This is a genomic window from Enterococcus sp. DIV0800 (genome assembly GCF_050559735.1).
Classification (GTDB): Bacteria; Bacillota; Bacilli; order Lactobacillales; family Enterococcaceae; genus Enterococcus_A; species Enterococcus_A devriesei.
The window spans coordinates 558,518-577,625 of sequence record NZ_CP187899.1; the positions used below are offsets into that span (position 1 = coordinate 558,518).

The following is a 19,108-nucleotide window of genomic DNA, read 5'->3' on the forward strand; positions in this document are numbered from 1 at the left end:
TGATCTTCATGCCGTATACCATTCTACTACTCTTGCTTATGCAAGAAGGAGAACTGGCATCCTTATTCATTTTAATGTATTTATTTTTCTTGTAGAAAAATAAGTTTGATCTTCATGCCGTATACCATTCTACTACTCTTGCTTAGGCAAGAAGAAGAACTGGCATCCTTATTCATTTTAATGTATTTATTTTTTCCAAGCGAAAAAAATTAAGTTGATTCGAAGGGCATAGATTCTTCTGTTACTATCCCCCCATTTATCTTATCCTATCATTTTTTCGCAGAAATTCGCAAAGGTATACAGTCTTACGGACATTCGGTATACTAAAAATATAGCGGGATCTCTCACGGATCAGCTAGCAACACATTTTTTCAGAATGAACGGAAGAAAGAAGGTTCACCCGATGGAAAAAGAAAAACCCTCAAAACTGATTCAGTTTTTTGGCGGTAAAACGTCCTACTACTTGATTGGTCTGGTTATTTTAAGTGCTTTAGCCATTTATTTATTGAATACTGTCTCCTTTATTTTCAGACCTTTGGTAGTCATTATTAGTACCGTACTGCCACCTATGATCTTTGCGCTGCTTTTATATTATTTACTGAATCCGATCGTGAATTTCTTAAGTAAAAAAGGTCTGTCACGGACCATCAGCATCGTTCTGACCTATGTCGTGATCTTCGGCCTGCTGTTTTTCGGCGGTGCCCGGCTCGTGCCCGTGATCCAAGATCAAGCGCAAGATTTGATCAAACAATTTCCGAAATATGTCGATGATTTCCAACAAGCCATCAAAAATCTGTTAAACGCGACACCGTTTGCGGCCTCCTCAGATGAAGCTTTGAACTCATTGGATAAGCTCTCAAAAGATGCCCTTTCGTACCTGGGAGAGAATTGGCAAGATGGCGCGAAAGGCCTCGGCACGCTTTTCTCTGCCGTTTCAAGCACCGCTATCACTTTGTTTACCGGACCGATCATCGCCTTCTTTTTGATCCAGAGTCCCCACAAATTGTACAAAACCTTTATGGATCTTGTTCCACCACGTTTTCGGATGGATGTCAGCTCCTTGGTCAAGATTGCCAATCAACAACTAGGTGCCTTTTTAAAAGGCCAAGTCATCGCGTCATTGTTGCTGGGCTTGATCTATTGGGTCGTTTTCTTGGTTCTTGGGTTACAATTTGCTACCGTCATCGCATTAGCGGCCGGCATCTTGAGCATCATCCCGTATATCGGCTCATTCTTAGCCTTTTTGCCGGGACTTTTCATCGCCTTTCAAGATTCAACCTTCATGGTCGTCAAATTCGTGATTGCTTGGTTCGTGGTGCAATTACTCCATGGCGATCTAGTAGTCCCACGAGTGATGGGGGACAAATTAAAGATCCATCCCATTACGATTTTGGTGGTTTTATTAGTCATGGGCGACTTGTTGGGCTTAGTCGGTGTGATCTTCGGTATTCCGATCTACTCCATGATCAAGCTTTTCGTCGTATTCACCTTCCGCAAATTCAAACAGCGCTACAATAAATTTTTCGCGGACGAAGGTGCCTACCGTAATACTGGCTTTTCCGAAGATGATTATTTATAAGACAAGAAGTTACAGCTAGGATCATTAATGGTCCTAGCTTTTTTAGTAGGGTTAATAATCTTTACAAAAAAATTTACAGAATATTCTTGTAAAATTTTCAACTTCTGCTATGATAGTAAAAAATCAAACATAGCAAAACGTTGAAGGAAACAGTAAAAGTAGCTTAGGGTTTTCAGAGAGCTGTTATTGGTGAGAGACAGCAATCCTATTTATTTTGAACATCATTCCTGAGTTGATGTCGATACGTAGAACATCATGGCTGCCACCATTATCTGGCTAGCGGATCGCTGTCATCGTCCGTGAAATAAGTTTTAAAAAGGTGGTACCGTTCGATTATTCGAGCCCTTTTCCCGTTGTCTCTCGGGAAAAGGGCTTTTTTTTATTGAGAGGGGGGATAATTTTTGGAAGTTGACATTAGTGAGATTCATCAGCAACAGCTCAGATCAGACATGTATATTTTAGGAGGAATTATTAATGGAAGTAACTACAAGAACACCCTCAACACGGGAATTAGTCGTATTAAGCTCTATGATCTTCGGAATGTTTTTTGGGTCTGGGAATCTCATCTTCCCTGTTCATTTAGGTCAATTAGCCGGAAGGCATTGGTTTTCCGCCAGTCTGGGGTTTGCGATCTCCGGCGCACTCTTCCCCTTATTGGCAATTTTGGCCGTGGTGGTAACCAATAGCGATGGCTTGTACGATCTTGCTCGACCCGTTGGCAAAAAATTCGCTGCGTTGTTTCTCGTCCTCGTTCATTTAACGATCGGTCCTTTTTTTGGAACGCCGAGAACCGCAGCCACCGCCTTTGAAATTGGCCTAAAACCCTTCTTGCCTAGTCACTATTTTGGGATCGGCATGCTCTTATTTACAGCTCTATTTTTTGGCTTAGCTTACTTCTTAACCCTTCATCAAAACAAGCTCGTAGCGTATATCGGAAAATATTTGAATACTATTTTTCTCGTATTATTGGCCGTTGTATTCCTAATTGCCTTTTTAAAACCCATGGGGAATTTAAATCATCATCCAACCGACGCTTATTTGACTCATGCTTTAACCAATGGCATCTTACAAGGATACAATACCGTTGATGCCGTTGCTTTACTTGCGTTGAGTGTGACTTTCGTGCGGGCAGTCAAAGCGATGGGCTTCAAGAAAAATACCGCCGCCGTCACTGCCAAAGCCGGAACTCTCAGTGTCTTATTAGAAGTTATCCTCTATTTTGGTTTGGTTCTAGTTGGCGCAATGAGTTTGAGTCGTTTTCCGCTTTCTGATAATGGTGGTGTCGCTTTGTCTCAACTGATTCGTTATTATTTATCCACTTTCGGCGGTGTGTTCTTAGGCGTCTTAGTGACACTAGGTGTTTTTACGACCGCGATGGGCTTACTCGTTTCTTTTGCTCAAGACTTCCATAAACTGTTTCCTAAGATCAGTTATAAAAGCTGGCTGCGGCTCACTGCAATTACATCATTTGTGATTGCCAACGCCGGTTTAGATAACATTATCCAATGGTCGTTGCCTGTCTTGATGTTACTATATCCATTATCTTTGGCATTGATCTTATTATCTTTGACTCATAACTATTTCAATAAACAATCGTTTGTTTATCAAGTAACCATGGTCTTTACTGTTGTCCCAGCCGTTTTAGACATGCTAGCCAACTCACCCAAAGTTGTCGCTTCTCAACCAGTCGTTGCCAGTCTGCTGCAGCTCTATCATAGCTATGTCCCCTTTGCCGCTTTAGGCCTAGGGTGGGTGTTGCCAACTCTGATCGGCTTTACTTTCGGAATGATATACGTAAAAGCTGTCCCAAGAGTAGTATTGGACTCAAAATAAGAACGGCTTTCACGAATCCGGACATGGATATAGCTGCTGTATAGCGATTTATTCATATGAAGATTTTATACTTGCTTTCAAGAGTTAAAAATAAGGACTATGACAAGTTGTCATAGTCCTTATTTTTAATGGCTTTTCACTTACAAATAAATCGAAAAGAACATCAGCAAAGCCCCCAGCATCACAAATAAATGCCAAACTACATGCATGAAGCGTTTGTTTTTCATACTATAAAAGACCGAACCGACTGTATAGGCCACCCCGCCGCCAACCAATAGCAGCAAACCCTTTAGGCCGACATTTTGATACAAACTTGGTAGGGCGATCACAACTGCCCAGCCCATTACATTATAAAGAATTGTCGAAAGCTTCGAGACCGATTTTACTTTGCTCAAGGTCAAACTCTTGTAGACGATCCCCACGATCGCCGCCAGCCAAATGATACTTAATAGCACGATCCCGATTGTCCCTTTGATATACAGCAGACAATATGGCGTATAGGTTCCCGCGATCAGTAAGTATATCGAACAATGATCGAAGACTTGAAATACTTTTTTCGCTTTCGTAAAGATCAAACTGTGGTATAAGGTCGATGCTAAAAACAACAGCAGCAGCGAGACCCCGTAAATCGTAAAGGAAACATAATCCAGCCCCGTCTCGGCCTTTCTTAACAGAAAAACAAACCCAACAACACTCAACATCACACCCACACCGTGAGTCACCGCATTCAACACTTCATTTGTGATCTGATACTTTCGGCTAAATTTCATTTCCATTTACCTGTCACCTCGCACTCATTTATTAAAGATAATATATCACGGTTAGCAAGATAATTCAATCTAGTTTTCAAAACTATTTGTTAAATTATCCTAAAACAATCCCCTCTTCAATCAAACGATAACCAAAGACCAATTCCTCGTTAAAGTAAATATCCGCCTCTTTTGACTCATTCAAGACTTTGACGAATTGATTCAAGGTCAAGCGAGTGTTGGCTTGCTGCTTTAAGACAATCTTGTTCGTCTCTACCTGTACCAATAACTGGTTGGTTTCCTTTTCTCCCTCGCGGACGAAAACATAGGCATAAGTCGATAACTTTTTCATCTCACCCGCAGCATCTACTTGAATCGCCGTCAATAAATCCTTTGCTTTCACATTTTCCCCTCCTGCATCCAGAATTCTCTTTCTATTATACCCGCCTCGAAGAAAAAAAAGCTAAAAAGGAACCTTAGCTCAACGAATCAAGCTAAGATTCCCTATTTTCATTATAACGATGATCCAGCAATCAGATAGTCTAACGTCCATGACGTTTGGGAACGACTTTCAGCAACAACAGATACTAACTCCGATCCAAGCTTTTGGCAAGTTGATTGCCTAAGGATTGAACAATCTGGACTAAAACAATCAGTAAAAGAATCGTCGTATACATCACCGCGGGTTCATTTCGCAAAAAGCCATATTGATAGGCGATGCTGCCGAGGCCGCCAGCCCCCACCAGTCCTGCCATCGCCGTCGCACCAATCAGCCCGATCATCGCGATCGTCAAACCGCGAATGATCCCGCCCCGCGCCTCTCTTAACAAGACACTGCGGATAATACGAAACTGACTGATTCCCATCGCTTGATATGCCTCGATCACCCCACCATCAACTTCCAGTAGCGACGTCTCCACCAGCCGGGCTAAATACGGCGCCGTATAAATGATCAGCGGCAGCAACACCCCCTGCACACCAATCGTGGTTCCTACAATCAACTTCGTCAAAGGTAAAATCAAAAACAATAAAATAATAAATGGCAATGACCGCAAAACATTAATGACGCTGTTCAGCACCGAATACAACGCGAAATTGCTGTTCAAGCCGCCAGGGCGTGCGATCACTAACAGCACTCCTAAAGGAATCCCGATCACAATTGACAAGCCCAGTGCAACACAGACCATTACTAGCGTCTGCCCCAATCCTTCCACCACCACTGAACCCCACTGACTCCAAAATTCACTCATTGAACACCCTCACTTTCTCTCAATTTTATCAGCAAACCTCTTCAATCAAGACTCCCTGACTCTTGATATAGTCCTTGGCGGCTAGAAAATCCGCTTCCTCACCGCCAGAAAACTGGACTAATAATTGTCCGTGACGTTTCTCTTTCAAATAACCGATCGTGCCGCTTAAAACATTCGGTGACAACGCAAAATCCTTCGCGACCCGCGATAAGACGGGTTCCGTTGCTTCATCCCCGATAAATTGTAGTTGGACTAGCCGGCCAGTACCCTTATAGGCCGCTAAAACGTCTTCTGGGACGCCGTAGCTGTCATTTGCGCCAATGAATCGTTTCGTTGTTTCTTCTTTAGGACGGGTAAACAGATCGATCACAGGCCCAGCCTCCACAATCCTTCCTTCTTCCATCACCGCTACTCGGTCACAAATTTTCTGGACCACTTCGATTTCATGGGTAATCAGAAAAATTGTGATCCCCAGCTCTTGATTGATCTTCATCAGCAAACGTAAAATCGATTCCGTCGTTTCCGGATCAAGGGCACTCGTCGCCTCATCAGACAATAAAATCTCCGGCTCATGAGCCAATGCCCGTGCGATCGCCACCCGCTGTCGTTGTCCGCCTGATAGTTGAGCGGGATAATTATCCTTACGGTCCGTCAATCCCACAAGGGCCAAATACTTAGCCACTCGCTCAGCGATCACGTCCTTGGCCACACCTTCAAGCTTCAATGGCTTCGCGATATTTTCATAGACCGTCGCCGTCGATAGTAAATTATAGCCTTGAAAGATCATCCCAATCTTCCGTCTAGTTAACAATAATTCCTTTTTGTTAAGTTCTCGTAAATTCTGATCATTAATCAAAATATCCCCACTCGTCGGCGGCTCCAAAAAATTAATCATCCGGATCAAAGTGGATTTACCCGCACCAGAATAACCGACTACGCCGAAAATCTCTCCCGCTTCTATGTTTAAACTGACCTCTTTAACCGCTTCAATCTGGCGCTTTTTCTGTTGATAAACTTTGGAGACATTTCTAAGCTCGATCATATGCATCCTCCTTCTTTTTCACTAAAATGCCGGAACAACCGAACCTTTGAATGTTTCCTCGATAAATTTCTTCGTTTCAGCCGAATGATAATATTTTTCGATTTCTTTAATGACTTTGTCGTCTTTGTTCTTCGTCCGTACCGCAAAAACATTGTAGTTTGGATTATTTTCTAACGGTTCATGATAGATCGCATCGTCATTGATCGTCAGCCCCGCCCCAAAGGCAAAGTTTGTATTGATTGCAGCAGCTGCTAATTCGCCAAGCTGTGAAGGGATCTGAGAAGCTTCCAATTCAACGATCTCGATGTTTTTAGGGTTCTCAGCGATATCATTTTTGGTCGCTTTCACCTCTACCCCAGCTTTCAATTTCAACACACCGGCTTTTTCCAAAAGTTTCAACGCGCGAAACTCATTGGTTGGGTCATTCGGTACCCCTACCTTGTCTCCCGATTGAAGTTTACTTAAATTAGAAATCTTTTTAGAGTAAACCCCTAATGGGAAAGCCACTGTTTTAAAAGCAGAGCTGATCTGATAGTCTTTATCCTTCACTTGTTGCTCTAAGAAAGAGAGTGTTTGGTAGCTATTGCCGTCCAAATCACCATCATTTAACGCGGTGTTAGGCGTATTATAATCGTCAAAATTTTTTACGGTTAACTCTATTCCATCCTTCTTCGCTTGCTTGGCAACTTCTTCCATGATTTCCTGATGGGGACCCGAAGTCACCCCGATCGTCACTTTTTTCTGATCTAACGGCTTGGCCTCCCCTTTACTGCCACATCCCGCCAATAATCCACTCACCGCAAACAACGCCACACTCAATACAATCCCTCTACCAAATCTTTTCATTCGTCATTCCTCCATTTTTTCATTCGAATCTCAATTTGCTAACAACTCACTACAGTAGGTGGACGAACCCGCAATCAACTCTCATCGATTGTTCTACCCTGCTGAAACAGGAAGAACAATTCACAAAAAAAGCCCGCCCTTTTCCACACATTTTGTGCTGGAAAAGGACGAGCTTACTCGTGTTACCACCTTCATTTGCAACAGTCTCGCGACTATCACCTCAACAAGTACAATCATACTTGAGCGTTGTTAACGAGCGCTGCCCCGTCACCGTCTACTTATCGACGCTGCCATTCAGAGACCATTTTCTAAATTCTTCCACATATCCGCTCTCACCTGCCCGGACTCTCTTTGATGCTTTGTCATTTATACTTTTCTCTTCATCACGTTTTTGTTTTGCAAATTGATAAATCGTATCTTACACGTCTAAATGAATACTGTCAACTCTTTTTATCATCAAAAACACAATTGACTTTCATTTAAATTAGGCATAAACTAGTTGAAATTTAATTTTAGGAGCTGATCATTATGGATATCACTACCGAAGTTCGACCTGGCGCGAATCGCTATGTCAGTGGAGACAATATTTTGCAAAGCTTACCCAGCTATTTAGCTGATTTTGAAAAGATTTCCATCGTTACTGGAGAAAAATCTTCAGAGGCCTTTAGAAAATTTTACCATAAAGAGCTCCATTATCCGACGTACCGCTATGATGGCAGTTCTAGTCATGAGAACGCCGTAGAAATCGCGAAAAAAATTCAGCAATCAGACTTGATTCTGGCTATCGGTGCAGGACGCGTGATTGATACCGCCAAAATGGTTGCCGAAGAACTAAACGCTGAGCTGATAGTGATCCCAACCTTGATTTCCAACTGTGCACCCTTCACGCCGATTGTCGCTGTTTACCACCCAAATCGAACCTTTAAAGCCATAGGGTACATGAAGCGTGCGCCCTTTTTAACATTAGTTGATTGGAAATTTTTATTAGCCACCCCTAAAGAATATTTTGTCGCCGGTATTGGCGATACCTTAGCAAAATGGTACGAGATCGAAGGTATTACGAGAAATTTGGCAGCAGATGAGAAAACTGCCTACGTCCGACTAGGAATTGCTAGTGCAAAAGCTATTCAAGAACTTCTGCTCACCGATGCGATCCCTGCCATTCAGGATTTGGAAAATCGTCATGCCTCCCCCGCCTTTAGTCGCGTGACCGATACGATCATTGGCTTAGCCGGTGAAACAGGCGGCTTCGCAGCAGGTTTTGGTCGTTCAGCCGGGGCCCATGCCGTTCATGACGGCTTATCCTACCTTGAAAACACTCACGATCAACTCCATGGTAAAAAAGTTGCCTACGGTATCTTAGTCCAATTAGCTCATACGAATAATTTAGCAGAAATCGAAAATCTAAAGCCCTTCTACCAAGCGGCCGGTCTGCCCTTAAAGCTAGCTGAGTTAAATGTTTTTGATCTATCAGAAGAAGCATTGACACCGGTTGTCAACCACGCAGCTTCTTTGAATGAAACCTTTAATATGGTTGACCCAACAATTACACCTCAAAAAATCTACCAAGCAATTCAAAAAGTCGAATCTTTATAAAGTTTACTCTAACCCAATGAGGTCTACCTCATTGGGTTTTTGTTATATTAAAGTTTACCTCAATATTTATTCTAACAGTAAACTCTAAATAATATTGATATAAAAGGATTTAAAATAAAGTATACTCATTTTGAAATAGGTTTACCTTAAATATAATTTAACGGTTTACTTTAAAAACTTAGTTGAATTTCTTCATTTCAATCATAAAAAAGTAAACTCTAATTATATAATTAAAGTTTACCTCAAACTAACTTTATAGAACACAAATAGAACACAAAAGAAGTAAACCTTTGTTAAATAGAGTTTACTTCTTTTTATATTTTTGTAGTTTACTTTATTTTAGTTTTCCAAAAGGTTTACTACAAATAACCGAAATAACGTTTACCTCAAATTTATACAGTTTACTTATTAATGAATTATTCGGTTTACTTTATATAATTAATGTTTACTTTTTTAAATAACTTAGAAGTTTACTTTAATTATTGATGTTTACTTTAAATTTAATTAATTTGGGTAAATTTAAATATCATAAGTTTACTTTTATTTTTTAACAGTTGACCTTTTTAACTTTAAAAGTTTACTCTATTCAATAAATGGTTTACTTTTTAAGTGTATAAATACTTTAATAAAGGTATTTATGTCTTTATATAGTTTACTTTAATAAATATGTAGTAAACTTCAAACTTTAATTAAGTATACTTCATATTATTAATAGAGTAAACTTTTATTTTAAAAAGTTTACTCTATTAATAATAATTAAGGTAAACTATTTTAAGCCGTAATTCTAAATTCATTTCATTTTTAAGTTTACCTCTATTTTAGATTTGAAGTATACTTTTATTTAAATTTTTTGAAGATTACTTCAATATAGTTTGTTTTTATAGTTTACCTCATTAAAATAATTGTAGTAAACTTTATTGCTCTTTCAATCGTTTTATAGTAAACTTTAAAAGAGAACTAATGATTGGAGAATCTTTATGCCAAAAAAAGCTGAAACGTATGTAGTAGGAAATTTTAAGGGCGGCGTCGGTAAATCAACGACGGTTCAAATGCTGTCTTTCGAGAGTGCTTTTCGTAAGAATCGCAAAACCTTAGTAATCGATTTAGACCCGCAGGGAAATACGAGTGATGTTTTGTCTCTGACCGCGGAAAATTTTGGGAACGATACACTGCCGGAGGAATTTGATGCAACTATTTGGGAAGCGGTCCGCTCAGGGGACATCCAGTCTTCGATTTATCAAATCATTCCTAATTTGGATTTAATTCCTGCAAATATTTCATTTTCAGATTTTCCAGATTATATGATTGAAAAATATCCTGGTGATAAATTATTGCAATTTAAATATATAGAAGAGTTGATCGAACCGTTAAAAAGTATCTATGATGTCATCTATATCGACGTTCCGCCGACGATCAGCACGTATTCAAATGCGGCCATGTATGTAGCAGAATATGTTATTGTGATCCTACAAACGCAGGTTAAATCACTAAAAGGCGCGCAGAACTACATTGATTACATGAATTTCTTCATTGAACAATACAACACCGACCTGGAAGTCGTGGGAATCGTTCCTTTTATGATGCAAAAACGTGATTCGGTAGACCAAGAGATCTATACCGCAGCAAAGGACATCTATGGGGCACACCTTTTAGATACCGTTGTTTTAAGTCAAAGCCGGTTAAAACGCTATGATGGCTCAGGAATTACTTATGAGATCAATAAAAATGGCAAAGTGGAGCAGTGGGATAAACGTGCACATGAAGTTTTCGTCAATATTTTAGATGAAATTGACGAACATCGTCTTATATTAAGTGGAGAAGAGTAGGGGAGACGTTAAATGGCGAAAAAAATGAAGCTAGATTCGCTTTTAACGGCGAACAAGAAGAATAAGGGCATTGAAAAAATGTCCGAATATTCTAATCAGGACAAAGAGGAGAAGAAACCAAGTTCTCAGGATCTGTTAGCAAACCGAACCTTAAGTCAGGAAACTGATTTTCGGCGTTCCGCCGCCCATGAAGAAACGCGGCACTTCAGCGAACGTCATCATCCCCAAGAAAATCCCACTCAATCTTCTGAAAATGAAGCAGGGAAGAGGGGGAGAAAGCGTCAATACTATGATCCTCGTTTAAAAGCGTTAGAAATGCAAAAAATTTCAGCACGAACTAAAATTCGTATGCAGAACTTGATCAACGCTAAGTTTGATGGCTATACTCCTGATAAGATGATTGATTATCTTTACGATTATTATTTAGAAAAAGGCTTGTCGCGAGACGACCGAAACTTCCTAAATCAGCTTGAAGAAGCCTCTATGGAGGAGTATAAAGGCAAGCCGAAATACCAAAAATTATTCAAAGAATTAGAAAACGATGAGAATTAGAGCTAAAAAAAGTAAACCTCAATGCTGATTATATCCTGCATTGAGGTTTACTTTTTTTAATGTTATCTTGTAATTCAGTTTACCTTTATTAACCTTAATTTTCTTTAAAAAGTTTACTTTTGTAGAAGAGCGAGTCTTTTTTTCTCTCCTGTGGATAACTAATAGAGTCCTTATCAAGCATACTTTTTATCCACAGCTTTGATAGAAGGGGAGAGAATGTTTCGTTAAAATGAAGTTTACCGAAACAGATTTTGTATCCTTTAATAAAGTAAACCCTATTTATTTTTAATTCGATATTCAGGTAAACCACAATTGCTTTTATAAACAAATAAAAAGTTTACTCTAAAAAAAGATGCTCAGGAATCGCTTTACAATAGGGTTTCAATCTATTATTCTAGACATGTAGAAAAAAGCGAAAAAAAGAGTTTAAAGATTTGGCGATCTTTAAACTCAAAGGTTTGAGCTAATTTTGGCGAATTAGCATGTCACATACAAATAAATCTTTAAAGAGTTAGAAAAATTGGTGTTTGCCTAACCTTTATTAAGTGTACCATATTTGGGACATTTTCTCAATTAGTTAATGTGACAGTAAGCATTCCTTTAAAAACTTTCGTTAATAAATATGAAAGACTAAATAAGGAGGTTTTTTGTCATGTCCACAAACTTACAAAACATCATGACCGCAACGAACTTACCCAACGGAAATTATATCCCAATTGATTTGAATTTGATCAATAATCCCCGCTATGAACAGCTTTCCATTGAAGCAATGATGCTTCATGCTTTATATACCATGCGTATGACTTGCAGTATTTACAATTCCCAAAAAGAGGGGAGTTGGCTGGATGAAGCTGGACTGCCATACATTTATTTTTCTAATGAAGAGGCCGCTGAATTGCTGCGAGTATCACAAAGAAAAATAACTAATTTGAAAACTGCCTTGATTGACGCTGAGTTGATTCAAGTTCTTCGTCATGGATTGAAGAACTATCGAATTTATGTAGCTAATCCTTTAGCACCTGAAAAGGGCATTTTACCGAAACTAGCCTTTAAAAACTATACAACCACTAAATCTTTAGTCCCTGTGGAAAATAAAACAGAAGAGCCCGTAAAGTTATCCACTGTGGATAGAGAAGCAGAATCTGCGGCTGGGAACAAGCAAAATTTGCTTACAAGTACACAAAAACATTTAGCAAAACCAATAACAAATGCAACAAATGTAACAGTTTCTACCTCGACTCAAACTATTTCTCAGGATCAAACGTTGATTCAGGCCCTAAGTGCTCGCTATGCCCATTTGATTCCGGAACAAGCGTTTCAACGGTTCCTGCCTTTTTGTGAAGGAAATTATCAAAAAGCACGCTGGTATGTGGACACAATTTTTAAAGCAAAATATGCAAGTACCAAACAGTTTATTCAAGCTGGCTTACCGGCAGAGTCTGATGTTTTAACGTTTGAACATAATGAGTACTTCCGTGGGGACCTGGCGGATGCGATTGCCAAAGCGATCGAACAAATGTATCGTTACAAAACCGTCAAAAATCCAGAAGCCTTTTTCTTTGCCTTTATGAAGGGGTTCTTTACCGAAAAAACGAGACAGTATTTAGTGGACCATTATCAGCTGACACCGGAGCTAAAGCAAACCCTTTCAGGCGTACAAATGCTGATTCAACAGAAAAAAACGCAAAAAGTCGCTAAAAAGGCCTCCTAAGAAGCAAAACCTTTGTTATAATGTAGCGGAGTCTAACAGAGAAAGGTTAATTTTATGAATAAGTTTAAACTAACGTTTTTTGGCTACAGTGGTGCTTTAGGCTTTGCTGTCGGAGCGATTGTAGCCTTGTTTATGGGATTGTCGGAATTGGGCCATCAGCTTTTATGGCAGCTATTGCCGCAAGCTGTTGGCAATCCGCGGTTTTATCCTTTGATTGTCTGTACTATCGGAGGTGTGGCGATTGGATTCTTTGTAAAAATATTTGGTCGTTATCCCCGAACCTTGCAAGAATCACTGAAAGAGTATCAAGAAACGCAGCGAATCGATTATCATGGCGGGAAGCTGGTCAAAAACTTGCTGGGGGCCTTGATCGTCTTGCTGTTTGGAGCCAGTTTAGGGCCGGAAGCAGCTTTAGTCGCAATCATTGGCGGCTTAGTCACGTATGTGGCGGATCGTCGCAAGATTGCGGAGGCGCAACGGGCAGATTTGGTAGAGTTTGGCGTCGGGACTTCTCTAGGAGTCATTTTTATGACACCACTGTTTGGAGTTGGTCGTTCACTTGAAGGGGATGACTGGCAGGTAGTGACGGAAAGCAAGATCAAGAAATACGTCTTGTATATCTTCGCAACCTTTACGGGTTTTATTGGCTATTTGTTAATTTACAACGTTTTTCCAAATCAAGAGCAGGTCTTTGCGATTCGCAGAATGGAGAGCAGTTTTACTTGGCAAGGATTATTACTAGTGATCCCAATCATTCTGCTAGGGGCGCTTTTTGGAAAATTCTTTTTAGTTTTACAGGAACAAAGTGATAAATTGAATCAACGGATTCGTAACCCGTTGCCGTTGGCGATTGCAGCGGGGATCATTTTAGGTGTATTAGGTATTATTTCGCCGTATTTCCTTTTTTCCGGAGAGCATAATTTATTGTCCTTTACTCGCCAAGCAGAAACGATGAATTTCTTTTTGCTATTAGTGATTGGTTTTGGAAAAGTCGCGATTACGATGTTTTGCTTAGCCTGTAATTGGCGGGGCGGAACAATCTTTCCAATGATTTTTTCCAGTATTGCCGTAGGCTTAGCCTTTGCGAACCTTTTACCTTATTCTCCAGGCCTTTTGGTGGCCGTATTTACAGCGAGTGCCTGTGCGGTCGTCATGAAAAAACCGTTTGCTACAGCGTGTCTGTTTTTGCTGCTGTTTCCAGTGGAATTGTTTTTATGGATTTGGTTGGCAGGTTACTTAGGAAATCTATTTTTACAACGGGTACCGTTTTTCCAAGAGGAGCAAACGATCAAGTCCTTCAAATTTCCTGAATTGCCGAAACGTCCAGTAAAAGCGAATGTTCAAACCGAGGAAAAACCGTCTGCCACTGAAGTTGCGGAGTTGAGAAAGGCTGCGGAGCGTAAAAAAGCTGCTAAGCTTGATGCCCAGCCAAGAGTGGAAGCACCGAAAAAGGAACTTTTAACGCGTGAAGCAAAACGTCCACGAGTGACAGAAAGAAAGACCGAGACGCCTTCAAAACCGTCAGCAGCTGAACAACCGCTGACTCGAATGAGCCGTCATCGTCGAAAATAAAAAAAAAGAAGCAGCGATCAATTTTGATCACTGCTTCTTTTTTTTACGAGGGGTCAATTTTTTTGAAAGCGTTGACCAAAGTTCTGCCGACTGCTACTCTAGTTAGGAGAAGGCTAGAACTTCAAAATAGAAAGGAACGTGTGACAATGTTAAACGAAGAAAAGATTCGTGGGTATTTGGAAAAAGAAAAACTGGATGCTTTTTTTATTGCCAAAAGAGTGAATGTTCGTTTTACTAGCGGTTGGACTGGAGACGATTCATTTATTTTGCTCACACAAGAGGGCCAGTATTTTTTAACGGACCCACGTTATACGGAACAAGCTGATATTGAAGTTTCCGATTATGAAATCATCAACTGGCGGTTGCCGGGGAAAACAGTTGGAGACACGGTGGCCCGCTTAGCTGCTGAAAAAAATATAAAAACAATCGCTTTTGAAGCGGATTATTTAACTTATGATATGTATTCCGACTTTACGACGAAAACGAAGGCGGAATTTGTCCAAGCCGGCGGTGTGATTGATCGCATGCGGGCGATCAAATCGCCACAGGAAATCCAATACATGCGCAATGCTTGTGAAATTTCTTGCCGGGCTTTAGAACGGCTGCTGCCTGAAATTCGAGTTGGCGTGACCGAAAAAGATTTGGCTGCGAAGCTTTCAATGTACATGGTCCAAGAAGGAGCCGATACACAACCATACGGCAATATTTTGATTTCTGGAGCCAATACGTCGTTATTACATGGAATTCCTTCGAAAAAAGCCATCGAATATGGCGATTTTGTGTTGATGGATTTCGGTTGTCAGTATGAAGGGTATATGTCTGATATGACCCGGACGGTTGTTGTCGGCAAGGCTTCAGACAAGCAACGGGAAGTATACGAACTTGAAAAACAAAGTTTAGAAGCTTCAATGGCTGTGATGAAAAATGGTGCCGCGGTAAAAGATATTTATCAAGCCTCTTTGAAACCGTTGGAAGGCACGGACTATCCGCAATACACCTACCGCAATATTGGCCACAGTATCGGCTTATTCGTGCACGAATTACCATATATCGATGAACAATACGATGATGTGTTAGAGACGGGCATGGTAATGACCATCGAACCGGGTATTTACATTCCTGATTGGGGTGGCGTACGAATCGAAGACCAAGTCTTGATCACCGACGACGGCTACGAAAATATGATCAGTATTTCTCATGATTTGATTGAATTATAAGTATTAGATACGCTATACTATTGACGACGACAGCAAAAAAGCTGTCGTCGTTTTTGCGAGTCGGACTTTTCACAAAATAAAAATTCGTAGGCCAGTTTTGTTTATGTAGTCAGAATATTGTAAGAACAGTTTAGTCCGATCGTACGCGTGACGAAGATTAGAATCATTTTTCGTGTTTTTCGAAAAATAAATTCCTTAAATTGAGCTATCGGTTAGTTGCGCTTTTTGCAGAATTAAAAATTCGTAGGCCAGTTTTGTGTATGTAGTCAGAATATTGTAAGAGCAGTTTAGTCCGATCGTATAGGTGATGAGGATTAGTATAATTTTTCATGTATTTCGCAAAATAAATTTATATTAGCTGAGGCAGCTACAAATTGGATTTTTAACAGAATTAAAAACGCATAGATACGTTTAGTCTTTTTCTCCGAAATAGTTTACGTAAAGTTCAGTCAGAAAAGGGCATTTATTTTTCATTTAGAGAGGGGGAGGCCGATGAAAGAGCAGGAAGCTTTTGATTTTGTTTATGATATAGGCGAGACCTTATTAAAAAATGGGGCGGAGATCAAGCGAATCGAGACGACGATTCGCCATATTGCCGAAGCGTTGGAATTGAAGGAATTTGATAGTTTTGTCTTGATTAATGGAATCTTTATGACCGCACGTTTGAAAGACCAAACGGTGCAAGCACGAGTACGAGACATTCCTATTTCGCCGATTAATTTGGGGCGGATCGAACAAATCAATACGTTATCCAGACGATTAACAGAAAAACGGCTGAGTCCAGAAGATGCTCGTGATTGGCTACAAGATATTAAGCGTGAGTCCTTTGCTTCAAATCCATTGAAAATTTTCGCGTATGCCTTTGGCAGTGCTAGTTTTTGTTTTATTTTTGGGGGTAGTTTGTGGGATACCGTCGGGGCATTGTTCTTAGGGGTTTTGCTGGCCTGTTTTTCGATGTATTTACTGCCAAAATTCAATATGTCAGACATCATTTCAACCATTACCAGCAGTGCGTTTGTCAGTATCTTGGCCTGTTTATTCGTCCAGTTTATTCCGGCTTTACAGTTGACTAGCTTGGTGACTGGCGGGATCATTTCCCTTTTGCCAGGGGTGGCGATCGTCAATGGGATTCGCTATTTATTTGACGGGGATTACAGCTCTGGCTGGGGTCAGATGATCAATGCACTGATCACAGCTTTGTGTGTGTCAGTCGGTGTGGGACTCGTCTTGCAAATTTTTAACACACTATAAAAAAAGAGGAGGTAAGGTCGATGATCAATTTATTATTTCAAATTTTGGCGGGTTTTTTAGGTACGATTTCTTTTGCAATCCTATTTGAAGTCCCGCGTCGCTACTATGTTCATTGCGGAGCGATCGGCGCTTGCGGCTGGTTCATCTATTTATTGATCATGCGCTTTTGGGTGGCACCGGTGGGAGCGACCTTTATCGCTTCGTTAGTCTTAATCTATCTTTCTCGCGAAGCTTCCTTTGCCTTGAAAGCACCGGTGACGATTTTTTTAATTTGCGGGATCTTTTGTTTAGTCCCAGGGATGGGTATCTATAACTTTACCTATAATTTTTTCATCGGAGACTCCCTCAAAGCGGCGCAAATTGGTGTCCAAGTGTTGAAAATCGCGATCGCAATCGCAGTGGGGATTACCGCAGGCTATGAATTATCCCCGAAATTTTTTTATTCCTATCATAAAATGAAACGAGGCTAATTTCAGCTACGTAAACAAAAAGAGGAGGCGAACTGTTACACAACAGTCCGTCTTTTCTTTTGGTTTTAATGCTTTGATAGAGAATTTTTTTTGTGAATAAAGTGTTATTGATAATCCCGACTTTTTAATAAAAAAGAAAGTTAATGAGAAATAGATAACAAAATGATTATAACGGCGATAGGGACGATTTGTTGATATGCTTGAGAAAATAATGGTTAGATAGCGATTTACCAGAAAAAAGTTTTAAGAAATGTTTAAACCTCGCGGAAATTATAGTAGAATACTGGAAGCGGATACGAATTTTGAAAAATGGTTTTTTTGCAATTAATCCTTGAAATGTACATGGTTTTATGGTTATTTTAAAACTAGTGGTAGGTGAATAGTTGCACATTTTTCTATTATGAGTATTTATCTGTTACATAGCAGCTGAATTTCCGCGAATGATGATTATTGACAGCCGAGTGAAATGTCGAGCTGTTTTTAATAATGCCTACGGGCGAATACTATTTAAAGGAGTGAAAGATTTTGAAAGAAAGTCGCGTTGAAAGAGTAATTGAAAAAATGAATGAACAAGGTTATGGCCAACTGTTAGTTTCAGATCCAACAACTATTTTCTATCTAACTGGTCGCTGGATTCATCCTGGTGAACGGTTGTTAGTGTTAGTGATTACGCCTGAAAACAAAAACACATTGATCGTCAACAAATTATTCCCGATCGAAGAAGATTTGGGCGTGGAAAAAGTATTTATTGATGATACCGACGACGCTGTGAAAAAAGTTTTAGAGTATGTTGATACGGACAAAAAAATCGGTATCGATAAGAACTGGCCAGCACATTTCTTATTGCACTTGTTAGAACTTGTGCCAAATGCCAAATTAGGCAATGGTTCAGAAATTACCGACGCTGTACGCGCCATCAAAGATGAAGAAGAAAAACAATTGATGCGTGACGCCCAAGCGGATAACGAAATTGCAATCGATCGCTTGAAAAAATTACTGCCGCAAGAATTAACTGAAGCAGAAATGGCGGACAAATTAGGTGAGATTTATAAAGAGCTAGGCAACACTGGCTTCTCATTTGATCCAATCGTCGGCTACGGTGCCAATGCGGCAGATCCTCACCACGAAACGGATGATTCAAAAGTTAAAGTTGGTGACTCAGTCATCTTGGACATTGGCGGAATCAAAAACTCTTATGCCTCTGATATGACACGGACGTTCTTCTATAAGGAAGTTTCGGACAAAGGTCGCGAAGTGTATGAAATCGTCAAAGAAGCGGCGCAGCGTGCGATCGACCTTGTAAAACCAGGCGTAAAATTCTCAGAACTTGACGCAGCGGCTCGTGATTACATCACAGAAAAAGGCTATGGCGAATACTTTACTCACCGTTTAGGCCATTTCATTGGTATCGATTGCCATGAAACGGGTGATGTTTCCGGCGCTAACGACAATGTTGCGGAAGTCGGCAATGTCTTTTCGATCGAACCAGGGATCTATATTCCAGGCGAAGTCGGTGTGCGGATTGAAGACTTGGTGATTGTGACCGAGGACGGTTGCGAAAACTTGAATCATTATCCGAAAGATTTAGAAATAATCGGTTAGGAGGCCGCGCAA

At 40.3% G+C, this 19,108-nt stretch carries 16 protein-coding genes and 1 other annotated feature; of the genes, 11 read left to right on the forward strand and 5 right to left on the reverse strand.

Annotated elements, in window-relative coordinates:
• Positions 1 to 403 precede the first annotated feature (403 nt).
• Together IGI54_RS14570 and brnQ are read left to right on the forward strand one after the other, a co-directional pair.
• The gene (locus IGI54_RS14570) at positions 404 to 1,579 is read left to right on the forward strand and encodes an AI-2E family transporter (protein WP_071863283.1); all 1,176 of its coding nucleotides are present in this window, start codon (positions 404 to 406) and stop codon (positions 1,577 to 1,579) included.
• 474 nt (positions 1,580 to 2,053) lie between these two features.
• Complete coding sequence (gene brnQ / locus IGI54_RS14575) at positions 2,054 to 3,412, forward strand: branched-chain amino acid transport system II carrier protein (protein ID WP_430621647.1); 1,359 nt, start codon at positions 2,054 to 2,056, stop codon at positions 3,410 to 3,412.
• A gap of 140 nt (positions 3,413 to 3,552) precedes the next feature.
• Here brnQ and trhA read toward each other — a convergent pair whose 3' ends face one another.
• From trhA to IGI54_RS14600, 5 genes are all read right to left on the reverse strand, one after another.
• The gene (gene trhA / locus IGI54_RS14580) at positions 3,553 to 4,188 is read right to left on the reverse strand and encodes a PAQR family membrane homeostasis protein TrhA (protein WP_430621648.1); all 636 of its coding nucleotides are present in this window, start codon (positions 4,186 to 4,188) and stop codon (positions 3,553 to 3,555) included.
• Between the two features lie 88 nt (positions 4,189 to 4,276).
• On the reverse strand, positions 4,277 to 4,564 hold the full coding sequence (locus IGI54_RS14585) for a hypothetical protein (RefSeq protein ID WP_071862142.1): 288 nt from the start codon (positions 4,562 to 4,564) through the stop codon (positions 4,277 to 4,279).
• 184 nt (positions 4,565 to 4,748) lie between these two features.
• A complete protein-coding gene (locus tag IGI54_RS14590; protein WP_430621649.1) occupies positions 4,749 to 5,411 on the reverse strand; it encodes a methionine ABC transporter permease in 663 nt (220 codons plus the stop codon).
• Positions 5,412 to 5,439: 28 nt separating this feature from the next.
• Positions 5,440 to 6,453, reverse strand: coding sequence for a methionine ABC transporter ATP-binding protein (locus tag IGI54_RS14595; protein ID WP_430621650.1), 1,014 nt, complete (start codon positions 6,451 to 6,453; stop codon positions 5,440 to 5,442).
• A gap of 21 nt (positions 6,454 to 6,474) precedes the next feature.
• Positions 6,475 to 7,299: a MetQ/NlpA family ABC transporter substrate-binding protein gene (locus IGI54_RS14600; protein ID WP_430621651.1), complete on the reverse strand. Its 825-nt coding sequence runs from the start codon at positions 7,297 to 7,299 to the stop codon at positions 6,475 to 6,477.
• Between the two features lie 160 nt (positions 7,300 to 7,459).
• Positions 7,460 to 7,692: a binding site (T-box leader), on the reverse strand.
• Between the two features lie 135 nt (positions 7,693 to 7,827).
• Here IGI54_RS14600 and IGI54_RS14605 point away from each other — a divergent pair.
• From IGI54_RS14605 to IGI54_RS14645, 9 genes are all read left to right on the forward strand, one after another.
• Entirely contained in the window at positions 7,828 to 8,895 is a 1,068-nt protein-coding gene (locus IGI54_RS14605; protein ID WP_430621652.1) for an iron-containing alcohol dehydrogenase family protein, read from the forward strand.
• 977 nt (positions 8,896 to 9,872) lie between these two features.
• Positions 9,873 to 10,721 (forward strand): ParA family protein, encoded by an 849-nt coding sequence (locus tag IGI54_RS14610; protein WP_071862136.1) that lies wholly within the window; start codon positions 9,873 to 9,875, stop codon positions 10,719 to 10,721.
• Positions 10,722 to 10,733: 12 nt separating this feature from the next.
• Positions 10,734 to 11,273: a hypothetical protein gene (locus tag IGI54_RS14615; protein WP_216430418.1), complete on the forward strand. Its 540-nt coding sequence runs from the start codon at positions 10,734 to 10,736 to the stop codon at positions 11,271 to 11,273.
• A 652-nt stretch (positions 11,274 to 11,925) separates the two neighbouring features.
• Positions 11,926 to 12,984: a replication initiator protein A gene (locus tag IGI54_RS14620; RefSeq protein WP_430621653.1), complete on the forward strand. Its 1,059-nt coding sequence runs from the start codon at positions 11,926 to 11,928 to the stop codon at positions 12,982 to 12,984.
• A gap of 54 nt (positions 12,985 to 13,038) precedes the next feature.
• On the forward strand, positions 13,039 to 14,556 hold the full coding sequence (locus IGI54_RS14625) for a chloride channel protein (RefSeq protein WP_311901149.1): 1,518 nt from the start codon (positions 13,039 to 13,041) through the stop codon (positions 14,554 to 14,556).
• 146 nt (positions 14,557 to 14,702) lie between these two features.
• Positions 14,703 to 15,773, forward strand: a complete 1,071-nt coding sequence (locus IGI54_RS14630) for a M24 family metallopeptidase (RefSeq protein ID WP_311901147.1) — start codon at positions 14,703 to 14,705, stop codon at positions 15,771 to 15,773.
• 492 nt (positions 15,774 to 16,265) lie between these two features.
• The gene (locus tag IGI54_RS14635) at positions 16,266 to 17,024 is read left to right on the forward strand and encodes a threonine/serine ThrE exporter family protein (RefSeq protein WP_430621654.1); all 759 of its coding nucleotides are present in this window, start codon (positions 16,266 to 16,268) and stop codon (positions 17,022 to 17,024) included.
• Between the two features lie 20 nt (positions 17,025 to 17,044).
• Positions 17,045 to 17,494 (forward strand): threonine/serine exporter family protein, encoded by a 450-nt coding sequence (locus IGI54_RS14640; RefSeq protein ID WP_071862130.1) that lies wholly within the window; start codon positions 17,045 to 17,047, stop codon positions 17,492 to 17,494.
• A gap of 525 nt (positions 17,495 to 18,019) precedes the next feature.
• Positions 18,020 to 19,096 (forward strand): M24 family metallopeptidase, encoded by a 1,077-nt coding sequence (locus IGI54_RS14645; RefSeq protein ID WP_216430414.1) that lies wholly within the window; start codon positions 18,020 to 18,022, stop codon positions 19,094 to 19,096.
• Positions 19,097 to 19,108 lie beyond the last annotated feature (12 nt).